This window comes from Paenibacillus sp. FSL R7-0048 (assembly GCF_038004505.1).
GTDB classification, from domain to species: Bacteria; Bacillota; Bacilli; order Paenibacillales; family Paenibacillaceae; genus Paenibacillus_AQ; species Paenibacillus_AQ odorifer.
The window spans coordinates 4,709,023-4,724,878 of record NZ_JBBORF010000001.1; the positions used below are offsets into that span (position 1 = coordinate 4,709,023).

13 protein-coding genes are annotated in these 15,856 nt (G+C 45.1%); all 13 read right to left on the reverse strand.

Features of this window, described 5'->3' with window-relative positions; translation table 11 throughout:
- Window positions 1-87 precede the first annotated feature (87 nt).
- The 13 genes from NSQ91_RS21035 to NSQ91_RS21095 all read right to left on the reverse strand — a co-directional run bounded on the left by NSQ91_RS21035 (window position 88) and on the right by NSQ91_RS21095 (window position 15,837).
- Window positions 88-1,923 (reverse strand): ABC transporter substrate-binding protein, encoded by a 1,836-nt coding sequence (locus NSQ91_RS21035; protein WP_076301774.1) that lies wholly within the window; start codon window positions 1,921-1,923, stop codon window positions 88-90.
- Window positions 1,924-2,014: 91 nt separating this feature from the next.
- Window positions 2,015-2,911: a carbohydrate ABC transporter permease gene (locus NSQ91_RS21040; RefSeq protein WP_036685756.1), complete on the reverse strand. Its 897-nt coding sequence runs from the start codon at window positions 2,909-2,911 to the stop codon at window positions 2,015-2,017.
- 17 nt (window positions 2,912-2,928) lie between these two features.
- Window positions 2,929-3,888 (reverse strand): ABC transporter permease, encoded by a 960-nt coding sequence (locus NSQ91_RS21045; RefSeq protein ID WP_076130774.1) that lies wholly within the window; start codon window positions 3,886-3,888, stop codon window positions 2,929-2,931.
- A gap of 1,244 nt (window positions 3,889-5,132) precedes the next feature.
- Window positions 5,133-6,680, reverse strand: a complete 1,548-nt coding sequence (locus NSQ91_RS21050; RefSeq protein ID WP_076305542.1) for an MDR family MFS transporter — start codon at window positions 6,678-6,680, stop codon at window positions 5,133-5,135.
- 40 nt (window positions 6,681-6,720) lie between these two features.
- On the reverse strand, window positions 6,721-7,392 hold the full coding sequence (locus NSQ91_RS21055; RefSeq protein WP_076305541.1) for a hypothetical protein: 672 nt from the start codon (window positions 7,390-7,392) through the stop codon (window positions 6,721-6,723).
- Window positions 7,385-8,071, reverse strand: a complete 687-nt coding sequence (locus NSQ91_RS21060) for a hypothetical protein (RefSeq protein ID WP_076305540.1) — start codon at window positions 8,069-8,071, stop codon at window positions 7,385-7,387. The genes NSQ91_RS21055 and NSQ91_RS21060 overlap by 8 nt, the downstream gene beginning before the upstream one ends.
- Window positions 8,072-8,083: 12 nt before the next feature.
- Window positions 8,084-8,728 (reverse strand): YhbD family protein, encoded by a 645-nt coding sequence (locus NSQ91_RS21065; protein ID WP_076301777.1) that lies wholly within the window; start codon window positions 8,726-8,728, stop codon window positions 8,084-8,086.
- A 271-nt stretch (window positions 8,729-8,999) separates the two neighbouring features.
- The gene (locus tag NSQ91_RS21070) at window positions 9,000-10,847 is read right to left on the reverse strand and encodes a fibronectin type III domain-containing protein (RefSeq protein ID WP_179088258.1); all 1,848 of its coding nucleotides are present in this window, start codon (window positions 10,845-10,847) and stop codon (window positions 9,000-9,002) included.
- 324 nt (window positions 10,848-11,171) lie between these two features.
- Window positions 11,172-11,780 carry a 50S ribosomal protein L25 gene (locus NSQ91_RS21075; protein ID WP_076130800.1) on the reverse strand — a complete coding sequence of 203 codons (609 nt, stop codon included), beginning with the start codon at window positions 11,778-11,780 and terminating at the stop codon, window positions 11,172-11,174.
- A 210-nt stretch (window positions 11,781-11,990) separates the two neighbouring features.
- Complete coding sequence (locus NSQ91_RS21080; protein WP_036685744.1) at window positions 11,991-12,956, reverse strand: ABC transporter ATP-binding protein; 966 nt, start codon at window positions 12,954-12,956, stop codon at window positions 11,991-11,993.
- Window positions 12,949-13,932: an ABC transporter ATP-binding protein gene (locus NSQ91_RS21085; RefSeq protein ID WP_076130798.1), complete on the reverse strand. Its 984-nt coding sequence runs from the start codon at window positions 13,930-13,932 to the stop codon at window positions 12,949-12,951. Before NSQ91_RS21085 ends, NSQ91_RS21080 begins: the two co-directional genes overlap by 8 nt.
- Before the next feature lie 11 nt (window positions 13,933-13,943).
- The gene (gene opp4C / locus NSQ91_RS21090; protein ID WP_036685740.1) at window positions 13,944-14,867 is read right to left on the reverse strand and encodes an oligopeptide ABC transporter permease; all 924 of its coding nucleotides are present in this window, start codon (window positions 14,865-14,867) and stop codon (window positions 13,944-13,946) included.
- A 16-nt stretch (window positions 14,868-14,883) separates the two neighbouring features.
- Window positions 14,884-15,837 carry an ABC transporter permease gene (locus tag NSQ91_RS21095; protein ID WP_036685739.1) on the reverse strand — a complete coding sequence of 318 codons (954 nt, stop codon included), beginning with the start codon at window positions 15,835-15,837 and terminating at the stop codon, window positions 14,884-14,886.
- Window positions 15,838-15,856: the final 19 nt, after the last annotated feature.

A 15,856-nucleotide genomic window follows, 5' to 3' on the forward strand; every position in this document is an offset into this window, starting at 1 on the left:
AGGATACCACATTTATCCTTAATTGAATAGAATAAGGCAGAACAGCCTCCACGCCGCCCCGCCTTATTTTATAGTTACTAGCCGTGTTTATTTAACGCTTTTACGAGCCTCGAACAATTCCTCAGCCTTTTTAATCGAGAAATCCATAACTTCGGAATACCCAAGACCATTTACCTTATCATGCATTTCTTTATTCAATTTATCGTATTCCGCTTGATCTTTAGCAAAGACCATTTTCCAGGAAATCTGTTGAATAACCGTACCGATTTGTTTATTCTTTTGTTCCACTGTTTTATCCATGGTTAATGGCTCTTTGCCAGTGAAGCCTTGTGGTGCTACAGCCAATAGATTGTTTTTCTCAAAATACTCCTTAGGAGTCAGAACGCCCATTTTCGCTCTCCAGTCACTATCAAGCTTGGATGGGTTACGCTCTAGGGTTGTTGTCCACAGATTATGATCGAATGGCTCACTATTCTCTGGATTCACCATCGCCGGAACCACAAACGAGAAGTTCATTTGATTGGAGCCATAGTAGTAGTCACCACCGCCGTATTCAGCAGGAACTTGAGTATTCTGTTGATCAGTATAAGCTTTCCAACCAAAATCAGTCACTGCAGGTTTGCCGTTTGCATCAATATCCCAAGTCAGACCTTGAGGTCCGTTAGGTACTGCTGTACCACTTCCTGCAGAAATCATTGCACCTTCCGGTGTGTACATCCAGTTAATGAATTCCATAATTCTAGCAGGCTCCTTAGCTTTTGCGCCGATTGCAATAATACCGTTACCACCGTAAACATTGAAGCCTGTGGAATACATCAATTCATCTTTGAACGGAACCAGCGCAAAACCTTTACCTTCGGCTGTTCTTTCTGGTGTATTGTAGTTGGCAGCTCCAAGCCAAGGGAACCAAGAGAACAATAGACGACCATCTTTGTATTTCGCTACAACATCGTCAAATTTTTGCGTCATAGAGTCCGGATCAACCAGACCCATTTGGTTAGCTTCAAAATACAGTTTGAGCGATTTCATGTACCAGCTATCTTCGGATAAGAAGTCATAATACTTTTCTTCATCTGCCTTAACATACACAGCAGTATCAGGAATTTCGTCATAGCCCATCATGTTAGCGAACTGTTTAGCCAATGTCATTTTATAGTTGCCATCCCAATCAGACCACATCGAGAAAGCATAGGTTTTTTTGCCTTGTTCATTCTTAGGCTCGAGCTCTTGCATTTTTTTCAGCACAGGCAGATAATCTTCAATCTTTGTAATTTCTGGCGCTCCAATTTGTTGGTAAAGATCAAAGCGCAGGTCTGGACCCCAAGTCATATCTTTTCCTTCAGAGGGTCCGGATGGATTAGAAGCTACGCTGTTCCCCATACCAAAGACTGATGATCCACCGCCAAAAGCTACCTTTGCTTTCTCAATAGCTTTTGGAAAAGTGCTAGAAATGTCTTTTCCGTATTTGTCCAAAAGACCGTCCTGTGTCCAGTCCAAGAGCAGCTTTCCTTTGATGGCGTTTGGATAGTGGTTCTTGTCGTCACCGAAAATGATGATATCTCCAAGATCTCCGGAAGCCATCATTGCAGAGATTTTGGTATCTCCACCAGTCAGGTTTGAAGCTACAATGTCCATTTCGATGTTGAACTTATCCTTGATGATTTTTGCAAACCATCCGGTCTGTGGACCGGCATAGTTAGCGGTTGTTGAGAATACAGTCAGCTTCAGCGGCTTGGAATGATCAAGCGCTCCGTCATCCGGTGCTGCTGTCTCTTCCGCCGGGGCATTCGTGGCAGCCGACGTAGGTTTCTCTGTGCTCGTGTTTTTGCCCGAGTTAGCCGTATTATTCCCCCCGCCACATGCTGCAAGAACGAAGACCAGGATTACGGATAGCATGACAAGCGATGCTCTTCTTATTCTCATTGCTTTATACCCTCCCTTTCATCTCTTCACTTATAGTTCAACTCTGCTTATTGCAGAGGAAAACCCAGTTCTGGTCCAGAGCGGCAACCCATCAGCCTTTAACCGCACCGATCATAATTCCTTTGACGAAAAAGCGTTGGAAGAACGGATACACGATCAAAATCGGCAATACGACGATCATCGTTACAGTCATCCGCACAGAGGTTGGAGTCTGCATATTCGCTGCACTAGCGGCCATATCTGGCGAATTACGAATTAAGGCTGCAAGCGAGCTGGATTCGTTCAAATAACGCCATAATAAGAACTGGAGCGTAAAGTATTTCGTATCTGTCATCAGAAACGCCGTATCAATAAAGGCATTCCACTGATTCACCGCTGAGAAAATCGTAATCGTAGCCAAGATAGGTGTCGTAAGAGGAACAATGATACTCCAGAACACCCGGAAGTAACCTGCTCCATCCATTGACGCCGACTCCTCAAGTGAGGGCGGAATTGCCTCGACGAAGGTTTTGACCAAAATGATATTAAAAGGAGTAATAATGGTTGGCAAAATATAAGCCAGATAATTATTAGTCAGATGCAAGTTATGCATGGTGATATACCATGGGATCAGCCCTGCGCTGAAATACATCGTAACTACAACACTGCGGTACCAAATACTCCGGCCCCACATTTCCTTTTTGGTGAACAAGTACCCAAGAAATGCCGAAGATCCAACGGTGAGCAAAGTACCAACAACTGTTCTATAAATAGAGACTGTCGCCGCATGGCCTAAACCACTGATTCTTAGAACCTTACTATAGTTATCAAAATGGATCTGCCTTGGATAAAATTTGATATACCCTGCTGCGCTAAGATCATTCGAACTGATCGTATTAATGAACAAATAGTAGAATGGATAAATGCATGACAGGGTGAACAATCCAAAGAGTGTGTAGATAATAATTTGAAAGATTAATTCTCCAGAAGTTAGTTTTTTCTTTCTCAAATGGGATCACCCCTGCCTTAAATGATAGATTCGTCACGCACCATCTTGGATAATGTGTTTGCCGCGAACAGTAGAATTACACTGACAACCGACTTCAGCATACTGACAGCTGTGGCAAACGGAAAGTTGTTAGCGAACGCAATATTGTATACATAAAGATCCAGCACTTCTATGGAATCTTTATTCATCGCATTTTGAAAGGCAAAGTACTGCTCCATCCCGTTATTGACCAAGTTACCTATGGAGAGCAGCAGTAGGACAAAGAAGGTTGGGATAAGACCCGGAATGGTAATATGCCAGATTTTACGGAATCGGCTTGCACCATCCACCTCTACGGCTTCATACAACTCCTGATCAATGCCTGCGATTGCAGCAAGATAGAGAATGGCACCCCAGCCTAACGATTTCCACCAATACCAAATGATCATCGTGACCCAAATATTTGAGCTGGAGGCTAAAAAGTTATAACCCTCATCAACGATTCCAAGCTGCACTAAAATGTGTGTGATGACCCCGTTATCAACGGAAAACAACGAGAAGGCCAATGCATATACCAGAATCCAGCTGATAAAGTTCGGAATCGTGGTTAGCGTCTGCACCATCTTGCGATACCAGCCTGACTTAATTTCGGTCAGGAAAATCGCAAAGATCACTGGAAATATCGAGGTGATTAGTCCAAGTGAACTCATGGCAAGAGTGTTCTTCAGCACGCGCACAACCTCTGCGGTCTGTGTTGGATTGGATACAATCGTCTTGAACCATTTCAACCCGACATATGGCGTGTCAGACAACGGTATTCCGGGAATGAAATCATAAAATGCATAAATCCATCCGCTGATCGGCAGATAATAGAAAATAAAGGTGACAACAAGAAACGGAAAAGCCATGAAGAACAACTTATGTTTGTTCTTCATCTTCCAGCGGGATCGATGAACCGGATCGACGCTGGGAAGTAATTCACCAGAAGGTACCCCCATGTCGGAATCTCCTATACCCAGATTTTGATTACGTTTTCATAGTATCAGAACCTTTACGTATGACGAGATAGATCACAGAACGGCCTCACTGGAGAACCGTCTGATGCTTGTGAACCAAATTCGCATCTATTTCGACCATTTTCTACCTAATCGCTGTAGGTCTAGTGATGGAGAGCCTACATGCCTTTTGGCTTATAAAAAGCGGCAGGATGACGGAAATTCCCGTCATCCTGCCGCTGAAAGAGATGGTTTGCTAAGGAGCGCTTGGGAGCTATGGGCAACTAGACTCTCCTCGTTCACTACATCAACTATGGTGCGCTTTGTCCTCTTCATCTGCTACATCAAACTATGGTGCGCTTTGTCCTCTTCGTCTGCTACATCAACTATGGTGCGTTTTGTCCTCTTCGTCCGCTACATCAACTATGGTGCGCTTTGTCCTCTGCATTTGTTATGGTCTTTCACACTTCATAGTTTTGGCATCGGACCCAGATGCACTTATTTCCGGAATTCAGCGCTTTTCCTCGTGCTATCGGACTCAGGTGCAGCTATTCACTCAAATATAGTCCAAATATGAGTAAATTCATGCCGATAAGAGCTATACAGTCCGAAACTACGGCAAAGTAGCTCAAAAATCAGCAATAGCGACTATGCGGTCCGCAACACTCCATCCATCATTCTTGGGCGCACTTCTATCTAGAATCCATCACATTTGCTCATGCTGTCGGACTCAGGTGCACTTATTTCCGGGTTTCAACACATTTTCTCGTGCTATCGGACTCAGGCGCAGCTATTCACTCAAATATAGTCCAAATACGAGCATATGCATGCCGATAAGAGCTATACAGTCCGAAACTACGGCTAAGTAGCTCAAAAATCAGCAATAGTGACTATACGGTCCGCAACACTCCACCCATCATTCTTAGGCACACTTTTCTCGAGAATTCATCGCATTCCCTCATGCTGTCTGACTCATTCTTGAATCCATCGCATTCCCTCATGCTATCGGACTCAGATGCTCTTATTTCCAGAATTCATCGCATTTACTCAACCTTCGAACTCAGCTCCTTTACTTCGAGGGTTCATGCTCATTTGTACTCCCAACCACACATAAAAAGCAGCCTCTCAAATGAGAAGCTGCTCCATCACTTTACAACCCTAGTTTGTTTACAACCAATCCACTGCATTCCGCATAATGCGCACTACATTCCGCTCGTCATTCGAATGCCCGCGCCTTCCGCCATTGCCTAATGCCCGGGCGCCTGATCTTTCCCCTCCGCGGAGGCATCCATTTTCTGGCGCCCCATAAAAAAGGAGGCCAGCAAAGCTAACGCAGCAGGAATAACCGCCCAAGCGAAGGTGTTCGCAATGGAAGAGGAAAGTCCCTCTGTAATTTTGCTCAAAATTTCCGGTGGAATCAGTGCTCTAGTCTCAGGCGACAGCAGGGAATGCGGATCTTTAAAATCCATAACCCCAGCAGCCCCCGCAGAAGCAGCTCCTCCTCCATTTGCTGTGAGCAACTTAGTTAGACTGCCCGAGAAATAATGGCTTTGAATAATGCCAAATGTGGTTATTCCGATGGTCATGCCAAGCGAACGAATGAAATTCAGTGTTGCGCTGGCGGAGCCGCGTTGCTGCGCAGTCAGACCATGAATGGCTGCCGTGCTTAACACAGAGAAGGAAGCGCCAATGCCTAATCCGATTAAAATCATATACAAGGTAACCAAGAGACGTGAAGCTTCCGGAGTAAGCGTTGCTACCAGTCCTGTGCCGATCACCAAAAGTACAAACGTAGGAATCAGCAGATTGCGGTAACTGGTTTTTGCCATCAGGAATCCTCCCGTTGTGGCGGTAATTACTGAGCCGACCATCATCGGCAGCAGGACAAGTCCCGAATTGGTAGCCGAACCCCCTAATACACCTTGGATAAAGATCGGGATATATACGGAAGCCACGATAAATGCAGCACCACTAAATAGCGCGCACAGAATGCTGACGGCGTACAGTCTTTTTTTGAATAACGCAAAGGAAATGATCGGCTCTTTCGCTCTCGTCTCTACAAAAAGGAACACTGCCGCCAATATAGCAAAAGCTGCAAATAAGCCGAGGATCATCGATGAGCCCCAAGCGTATTCTTTTCCACCCAGCTCCAACGCAAACATTAAGCAGATGACAGAGCCCAGCAATGTGCCCGCACCCAGCCAATCAATAGGTTGTTTGGAATGCTCATGTGACTCTTTATAAAAGAAAACGACCATCACAAAAGCCAACAGTCCAAGCGGTAAGTTAATATAAAATATCCACTGCCAAGCAATATGATCGGTGATATACGCGCCTAGCAATGGACCAAAAATACTTGATAATCCAAATACCGCACCAAATGCACCGCCCAGCTTGCCCCGTGTCTCCAGCGGTACGGCGTCGAACATTATGGCAAAAGCAATCGGCACTAGCGCGCCGCCTCCAATTCCCTGAATCGCCCGATAAGCAGCCAGCTGAGTAATCGTATCTGCCGTCCCGCAAAGCGCTGAACCCGCCATAAATACAATAATCCCAAAAACAAAAAACTTTTTACGCCCATACATATCAGACAGCTTGCCAAAGATAGGCATCCCCGCCATCTCAGCTACGAGATAAGCTGATGTTACCCAGACAAATTTGTCCATACCGCCTAGTTCCCCAACAATATTGCCCATTGCTGTAGCAACGATGGTGCTGTCCATGGAGGCCATCAGTATTCCCAACAGCAGACCTGCGATTACAATGCCCAGATTGGGCGCTTTGGCAGAACTCATTTATTCCACTCCCCATTGTCAAAAGATCTATAACTATGTGTTACAGCTTTACTTGATGCCTCACTATTGCATTCTTGTGAATCTCCAAAGCACTACGGTATTCCACAGTATCAATCTCACAGTCCACACCGATGATTACCCGATCTCCTCTGACAATATTTGCTTTTGTATTATTCAGCTCTATCGTATCGCCTTCAATGAGCCCAGCCTCAAAAAGCACTTTAGGATTCTGCTTCATCAAATGCAGGAATTTTCCGGTCTTGCTTTTTTTGATCGTTAAAGCACTGCCTCCAACCTCTTTCGCTCTACTTAGACCATATAAATTGATCTCCAGTTGCTCCGCACTTAGCAGTCCTGCCACATTGAGAGCGCCTGAAATACGCAGATGTTCACCTTCACAATTACCATTAACCTCCAAATTACCGTTAAGATGAATATCGTCGATTTTTACGGAGGCTGCTTTAATTTCCCCCTGCCCCCGCAAGGAATCACCTTCAAGATTACCCATAAGTGTCATCTCACCGGTTATTTTCATTTTGGTCATTAGCAGGTTTCCATCTACCCTGGCATTTCCAGTCAGGCTCAGCTTCTCACAATCTACATCCCCTGCAAAATGACCTTCCCCAGTAACCTTAATATCCCGAAAAAAGCCTCCCGCTGAGGTCGTTGTGCCCATTATTTTCAAATTACTCCGAATTGTTTCTTCAGTCACCGATCTTCTCCACCTTTCCAACCTTTGCTTCAGGATGTACTGTGATCTGATCACGATACTCTATCCGTTCGACAGTACAGCCTGGACCTACAATCACAATATTGCCCCTGATAACATCAGCCGTTGTATATTCCAAATCAATAAAATCTCCTTCAATAGTCCGAGCCCGCAGCTCCGATCTTAATTTAGGGATGATTCCACTTAACATTTTGCTCCAGACTCCACTATTCGTTTGCCGGATCACTAGACTCTCCACACCAATTTCATGTGCCTTTCCCTGCCCTTGCAGTTTGAAGTCTACATGTCCTGCACTAAGTAAACCTCCGACACTAAAGCTTCCTTCCCCCGTAAAATCCTCAAGCTCACAATCACCCTTGATATTCAGCATTCCATGAAGAGTGCAGCTTTCTCCCCGAATGCTCTCTCCGACAGTAATCATTCCGTCCACTTTTAGGGAGTTAAAACGCAAATGGCCCAGCACTTTCATCGTTCCATTGCATTCCGCTTCTTCCGCCGAGAGATCATTCTTCAAATTCATATGCCCGTTTCCTTTAAAAATTCGTGTCACGATGGGTCCCGTTACTTTGCCTACACCATCGATTCGCACGCTGTTGTAAGTACCTCCTGCCCCCCCGCTGACTCCGTTTATAATCAGATCCGGCAGCTCTCGTTTGTCCATTACACTAACCCCCTATTCAACAAGCTTAAAAGCAAGCTTACCTTTCAATTGTTCTATTACATCTGCACTTAGTATTTTACTGACCAGCTTTACCCCTTCATCGAACCATAACTCCGCTGGTGCCTGAGCCAGAATAAAGGATGACACCCCCATTTTGCGGATAAAAAATAACTCCCAGCTGCCACTCTCAAGATTGGAGGCTTTATCCATTAAGGTTCGAAACAGCAGCTCTGCTTCCTCCATACTCATCTCCCCTGCACTAAGCAGGCGATCTACAGCCAATAAATAAGTGAGTTGATCGAAGCTATATCCATTCTTGACACCGAGCCTCTCTCCAAATTTCGCCAGCGTCATCGACGAAACAATGTTACGTTCTATAATTTCCGCAGCAGATACACTTACTCTGTCAAAAGAAGCCTTATCTGATAGCTTATCAGCCATTTCATCCAAAGAAAGTCCATCTTTCATATTCACAATATTATCGATACGGGACAAAATCATGTCTTTTGGAAAAAAAGTCTCCTGTCCAGTAAACGTAGATTTACGGATAAACCATTCCTCTGGAATCAACTGCTTCCGCTTCCAGCGGTACAATTGCCCATAAGATATACCGGTTAAATCCAATAGCTGCTTCTTTGAGATCAAATCCTCTTCCATGCTTATCACTCCTTGAAGCCATCGTAACATAACACTGTTACGTTGTAAAACCAATAAATTAAACTCACCTCATACCTACCTACGCTAGCAACCATCGTGTCCTAACGTCTCCCCCAAAGATTTTAAAGCATACCTTAAGAGCAGACCTCCGTCTTGAGAAGGATTTAACGGTCATTCACTATTTTTCCACCCAAAAAAAGACTGCCCCCGCCGCTATAAATGGCAGCATGGAACAGCCTTCTCTTAGAATGATTTTTACGATCTGCTAATCTTACTGAACAAAAGTATAATGTGCTGAATCATATTGCGGACCGGATTTCTCATAAGTGAACCAGTACTCAATACTGCTGCCAGCGCTTAATCCACTCACCGTCTGCTTCCATGTTCCTGAATTATTAGTCATCCTGTAATTAAGCTGGGAACCCCCGTTAATCTTGTAATGCACATCTACATAAAGGGCACTGGTTACAGGTGTGATATAGATACTCGCCTCTGTAGCAGAAAGTCTCGTTACCCCTGCTGTAAAGTCAGCCGTCACATGATCACCGCCTCCGCTGCCTCCAGTGGGATTAGTAGTAACTGTTGCGGTATTACTAGCGGAGGATAAATTACCTGCTGCATCTGTAGCTTTTACTGTAAACGTATAGGCTGTGCTTGGAGTAAGTCCACTAACAGTAGCTGTAGTTCCCCCCACAGTGGACACCTGCTGTGTTCCGCGATAAACAATATAACCTGTAACGCCAACATTATCGGTAGAAGCGGACCAGCTTAAGCTAACTCCTGTATCCGTCTTACTGGTTACCGCTAGATTAGCGGGAGCGGTTGGCGCGGTTGTATCCCCAGTATTACCACCACCCGTCAAATATTGACCTGTGAATGGATTAAACCGGTGCAGGGACATTATTAACCAACCTGTGCTGGAAACACAGTTTTGCTGCGCCATCACCCAATAACTATTGCTGGACCCTTTCAGCGAGTAGGGAATACCCCCAAGCGAAGCACCGCTTGTGCCTTGTTTTTTAATAATCTCTGTATTAATAGCGTCTGCCTTCGAGGCATTGCCTTGCAGATAATAAGCGAGCGACATGAATGCGCTTCCTTCAAACCATACGTCAGCACCCGTATTGCCAATTTGATTTCCGTTATCGTCATACGCTGGCAATACTTCATCTGTCCAGTCAAAATCATATCCGGTGAGCGTATTCCCAGCATCATTGTAAGTAAGCGTCTGCTTGTAACGCGGATTCGCAAGTGTTCCCGGGGTGCCGGAGGCATTTTCCACATAGGTTAAGCTTGCGCCGTAGTTATGTGTTCCGGATACGCCTAAAGCTAATACTCCCCAAGGATTCACGTCTAAAGGTATTTTGGGGTCGATCAGATTTGTATCGTTTTTCCAGCCCCCCTTGAAACGTTTGACTGTGTCATCCCACACATAATTATCCAGGAAGGTTTTGACTCCAGAAGCCGCACTGTTATAAGTGGCTGCCTTTGAGGAATCCACCGAAGCATAATACTGCAATACCCGGTAAATATCGATATTGTGCTCGGTTGAGCTCCAAGGCTCATCGGAATTACTCCAACCACTCCATCCCCCTGCGATACTGCCATTAGCCTTTTTATACTGTAAACTCCAATCTAGTGCTTTGAGCGCCATTGGACGATACCGTGAATCATTATATTGCTTCTCATAAGCCATAGCAGCCATTGCCATCCATACAACGGGTCCCACATGTTTACGGATTTCTTCTCCGAAGCCGTTGTTATACCAATAAGAATTCAGCCAGAAGCCTGATGGATCTTGAATGTCCCGCATTTTGTTCAAAACCTGCTCTGCCCGCGTCCGTTCACCCTTTACAAGAAAGGCGATAGCTGCAACCGCTTGATCATATGTGTATACAATCTGTTTGGGGTTGTTTGGTCCCCAGAAATCTTCAAAGCTATCTACCAGTCCCTCAAAAGCATACCCCGCTGTTGCATCCTGCTGGGCCTTCAGCCAGATTAAAGCACGATTTGAAGCGTCACTTGCAGCATCTGCATTCGCTTTTCCACCAAAGGGTAGAGCTACCCCAAGCACCAGCAAACTTGTAATTAAGATCGAAAACAGCTTCCTCATCTTCATAACTTTCCTCCTCTTAATCATGATGAACTAGGCAATAAGAGTTCTTTGAAGCATAAAAACTAAAGCGTTTTCAAACAGCAACAACAGGGACTTTTGAATATTTTACCATGGTAATTGTCCTCATTTTCAGGCTTAGAAACCCGTTCGTCAACGATTTTATGTAAATTTTTAACTAAATGAGGCGAAACAACCAAAATTGCCATTTGAGAAATCATACGAAAGACCAGCATCATTTTTATAAATTCATATTTATGAAGACAAAACAAAAAGAGCAGACAGCTCCTTTATAAGGATTCTATCTGCTCTTTACTATTTATCTCTATACTATTCTGCTTTATCTTCGCCAGCAGTTTCAGCTACAGCGGGTTCAGCAGTATCTTCTTCTGTTGGCTCTTGCGCTGCTGGAGGTGAAATACGGACAATCAATGTGTCCTCAGGCGTCAATACTTCCCAGCCTTCATGCTTCGGCAAATCAGATACCAGCAATTGATCACCAATATCTAGTCCACTGATATCCACTTCAAAGGATGCAGCTATTTTATCTGGAAGTGTGCGAATATCCAGCTCATGCAATTCAATTTGTTGCACGCCGCCGCTCTTCACACCTACTGGTTCACCTGTAAAGTGGAACGCTACTTTTGTATCCAATTTGGCCTTCATATCAATCTGCTGAAAATCAATGTGCAGCAGTTGTTTGGAAATTGGCTGACGTTGGATTTCTTGAATAACCACGTTCTTTTTGCCCGAGTCTGGCAATTCCAAAGTAAGAACAGCCCGTGGGTTGCTGGCTAAAATACCTGAAATTGTCTTAGCATCCGCTGTAAAGGACTGGCTATCTGAACCTGCACCGTACACGACTACCGGTACAAAGCCTTTTCTGCGCTGTGAAGAAGTGGAGCCGGATCTTTCTGTCAAACGTACTGTTGTATTCACGATGATTCCTCCTAAGTAGGGATTTTATACTAGACCGATTAGATATGTACGCCTAACCTAACCACTCTCTAATTACCCCATTGACCTGGCTTTGAAACCTCTCACGACTTTTGAGCCCAGGCAAAAATAAGGTCAAATTGTATTATTATACAATTCAACATTAATTATTCATGTCTTAGGTGTAAATCATTGCTATATTTGTGACAACTATTAAACTAAATGACAAGCTACAAAATGGTTACTGCCAACATCACGAAATACCGGGATTTCAGATCTACAAACCTCTTGCGCAAAGGGACAACGGGTATGGAATTTACAGCCAGAAGGCGGGTTTACCGGACTCGGAATATCTCCCTTAAGTACAATTCTTTCCCTTTTCAGCTTTGGAATAGGAATCGGAACAGCCGACAGCAGCGCTTTGGTATACGGGTGGAGCGGATTCTTAAACAGTTCATCTCTTGAAGCCGTCTCCATCATAGAGCCCAGGTACATGACACCGATTCTTGAACACAAATGCTCCACAACACTCAAGTCATGGGAGATAAACAAATACGTTAACCCTCGACTCTGCTGGAGCTTACTGAATAAATTAATAATCTGTGCTTGGATGGAAACATCCAGTGCTGAAACTGGTTCGTCTGCAATGATCAGCTCAGGATTCAAAACAAGCGCACGGGCGATCCCAATCCGCTGCCGCTGCCCCCCGGAGAATTCATGCGGAAAGCGATCAATATGATAAGAAGATAACCCGCAAGCCGCTAGCGCTTCAAGCACCAGATCTCGCACCTCGGACCTTGAGCATAGACCATGATCCAGTAAAGCTTCACCAATGGCATCACCTATACGAACCCGTGGGTTAAGTGAGCTATAAGGATCTTGGAAGATCAACTGCATTTGGGGTCTAATATTGCGCAATTCAGCGGGCGACAGGGAGTGAATGTCTATCCCTTTGAACTTGATCTCACCTGCCGTTTTATCCGTTAGCCGTAAAATCGTCCGTCCGACTGTACTTTTGCCGCTCCCAGATTCCCCTACAAGCCCAAACGTTTCCCCAGGTTGAAGTGTGATGCTAATATCGTCAACAGCCTTTACATGCCCAACGGTTCGGTTAAGCAGCCCCTTAGTAACAGGAAAATATTTCTTTAAATGATTGACCTCAAGCAGTGCTTCAGGCATGAACAACCGCCTCCTCATACAACCAGCAAGCTACCTTTTGTCTGCTGGCCACCTCTTTAAGCTGGGGCTGCTGGCTGACACATACAGGCATGCAATGCTCACAGCGGTCATGAAAATAACAAGAGGGCACCAGCTCAAGCGGATTTGGCACTTGACCTGGTATGGAATACAGCTCATCCTGTCGCTGATTGATTACCGGCTTCGATTTGAGCAGCCCTTTTGTATAGGGATGTTTGGGGTTGTTGAACAATTCAACAACTTCACCCTCCTCCACAATCTTACCGGAATACATAACAATCACATAATCGGCCATCTCTGCCACTACGCCAAGATCATGGGTGATTAGTAGAATGGACATGCCCGAGCTATCTTTAATTTCACGCAGCATATCCAGAATTTGCGCTTGAATCGTTACATCCAGCGCCGTAGTCGGTTCATCAGCAATCAATAGCTTTGGACTGCAGGCAATGGCAATAGCAATCATAATCCGCTGCAGCATACCTCCACTTAATTCATGCGGGTAACTATCAGCAATTTGCTCTGGTCGTGATATGCCTACCTGCTTAATCAGTTCAATCGCCCGGATGCGCGCCTGTTTCTTGTTCATCTTCAAATGTACAATCAGCGGCTCCATGATTTGCTCACCGATCTTGATTACAGGATTAAGGGAGGACATGGGCTCCTGAAAGATCATCGCGATCTCATTCCCGCGGATGGTCCGCAGTGTGTTTTTGTCCATTTTCAACAAATCTTCACCCTGAAAATCAATTTTCCCTTGGGCTACCTTGCCCCCGGGTTCCTCAACAAGCCCCATGATGGACATCGCGGTCACGCTTTTGCCGCAGCCTGATTCTCCAACAATACATACCGTCTCTCCCTCGCGAACACGGAAGCTTACATCATCAACGGCTTTCACTTTTCCTTCTTCCGTGAAGAAGTATGTACTTAGACCGTCTATATTCATTAAATCACTCATCTGAGGGTCACCTACCTCTTCTGTTTAGGATCAAGCACGTCCCGGAGTCCGTCTCCAAAGATATTGATCGCGATCACTGTCGCAAAAATCGATAACCCTGGTGGAATCCACAGCCACGGCCGATCCTGAAAGTCGATCATATTATTCGCAGCATCAATCATATTGCCCCAGGTTGGAGTTGGCGGCATAACACCTAGTCCAAAAAAGCTAAGAACCGATTCACTCAATATAGCACCACCGATGTTAAGGGTAGCCATAACGATCAGCAACGGAACGATATTCGGCAGCAAATGATTAAATAATTTACGCCGATCACGGAGGCCTAATACTACCGCCGCCTGCATAAACTCACGTTCTCGAAGACTAAGCATTTGACCCCGTACCATACGTGCCATACCCGGCCAGCTCACAATACTAAGCATCAGCATAACGATATACATCCGATAATCCGTTGGAATCTTCCACTCCGATAATAACGCACCAAAAATAAAGAGCAGTGGCAGACTCGGGACCGTCAATAAAAGATCCGCAATCCGCATAATGATTTGATCGGCAATACCGCGGTAATACCCAGCAATAGCCCCCAAAAGGGCACCGATAAACACCGAAAGAACCATTGACGCTAGTCCCACGGTCAGTGAAATGCGCCCCGCCTGCATTACCCGGGTCAGAATATCTCTGCCCAATGCATCAGTGCCCAGCCAATGCTTCATATTGGGTGCCTTGTTCATCATAGCCATATTAATTTTGTTATCCGTATAGGGTGAGAACAGCGGACCAATAAAACAAAGCGCAAACATAAAGATCACCACCACAAATCCGGATACCGCCAGCTTGTTCTTCAGCAACCTCCGCATAGATTGCCGGAATAAAGAGGATTTTCCTTTGGTGGTCTGCGGCTTCGCGATCCCAGCTACATTACTTTGAACTGCCACGTCAGCTTCCTCCTCTCTATAGCCGAACTCTAGGATCGGCAATCCGGTACAAAACATCCGAAAGCAACGTTCCTATGACGGTAAGTATGGCAATAAACATCGTAAAGCCCATCAGTAAAGGATAATCCCTTAGTCCGAAGGACTGCATATACAGTTGGCCAATCCCAGGCCAATTGAATATTTTCTCAATAATAAGTGATCCGCCAAATAGTGCCGGCAGCTCAAAACCAACCAGTGTAATTGCGGGCAGCAAGGCATTACGTAAGGCGTGTGTAAAGAGCACCTTGCGTTCTTTCAGGCCTTTGGCGCGTGCCGTACGGATATAATCCTGTTTTAAGACATCGATCATATTACTGCGAAAATAACGGGTGAGCGAACCTAATCCAAGAAGGGTCATAACCACAACCGGAAGGGTCATATGCATTACGATCTCCTTAAAGTAAGCCAAACCCGTAGCATTACTACCCGTGGTGATTATTCCACCTGGAGGCAGCCACTTGAGATCGACGGCCAGGATTTTGATCAGGAATAAGCCTATAAAAAATGACGGCAGCGACATGGCTGCGAATATAGCGATCATCACGAGTGTATCGAACCATGAATACTGCTTATAGGCCGAGATGACGCCAATAATGACCGCAATCACCCACGTCAGAAACGTAGATACGGCAGCCAGCAGAAAGGAATTCCAAATATAATCATTAAAAAGCTGCAGCACAGGCTTTTGTTGGGCTAAGGAATACCCGAAATCACCATGCAGCGCATTCTTCATCCAGATCCCATACCGTTCAAGCACAGGCTTGTTTAAGCCGTAGATTTCACGCAGCTCAGCTTTGCGTTCAGCGGTCAATTTAATATTTCCGGTTATGAAGTCACCGGGAGTTGAAGCATACAGACAGAAGATCAATAATGATGCCGCAAATAAGATGATGACCATGTACAACAGTCTTTTCGATAAATAAGCGCTCATGACAGACTCCTTATGATTC

Coding starts and splice junctions, on each gene's coding strand:
- NSQ91_RS21035 (WP_076301774.1), bottom strand. CDS start 1,923: ATGAGAATAAGAAGAGCATCGCTTGTCATGCTATCCGTAATCCTGGTC.
- NSQ91_RS21045 (WP_076130774.1), bottom strand. CDS start 3,888: ATGGGGGTACCTTCTGGTGAATTACTTCCCAGCGTCGATCCGGTTCAT.
- NSQ91_RS21050 (WP_076305542.1), bottom strand. CDS start 6,680: ATGAGTTCTGCCAAAGCGCCCAATCTGGGCATTGTAATCGCAGGTCTG.
- NSQ91_RS21060 (WP_076305540.1), bottom strand. CDS start 8,071: ATGGACAAACGAGAGCTGCCGGATCTGATTATAAACGGAGTCAGCGGG.
- NSQ91_RS21065 (WP_076301777.1), bottom strand. CDS start 8,728: ATGGAAGAGGATTTGATCTCAAAGAAGCAGCTATTGGATTTAACCGGT.
- NSQ91_RS21070 (WP_179088258.1), bottom strand. CDS start 10,847: ATGAAGATGAGGAAGCTGTTTTCGATCTTAATTACAAGTTTGCTGGTG.
- NSQ91_RS21080 (WP_036685744.1), bottom strand. CDS start 12,956: ATGCCTGAAGCACTGCTTGAGGTCAATCATTTAAAGAAATATTTTCCT.
- NSQ91_RS21085 (WP_076130798.1), bottom strand. CDS start 13,932: ATGAGTGATTTAATGAATATAGACGGTCTAAGTACATACTTCTTCACG.
- NSQ91_RS21095 (WP_036685739.1), bottom strand. CDS start 15,837: ATGAGCGCTTATTTATCGAAAAGACTGTTGTACATGGTCATCATCTTA.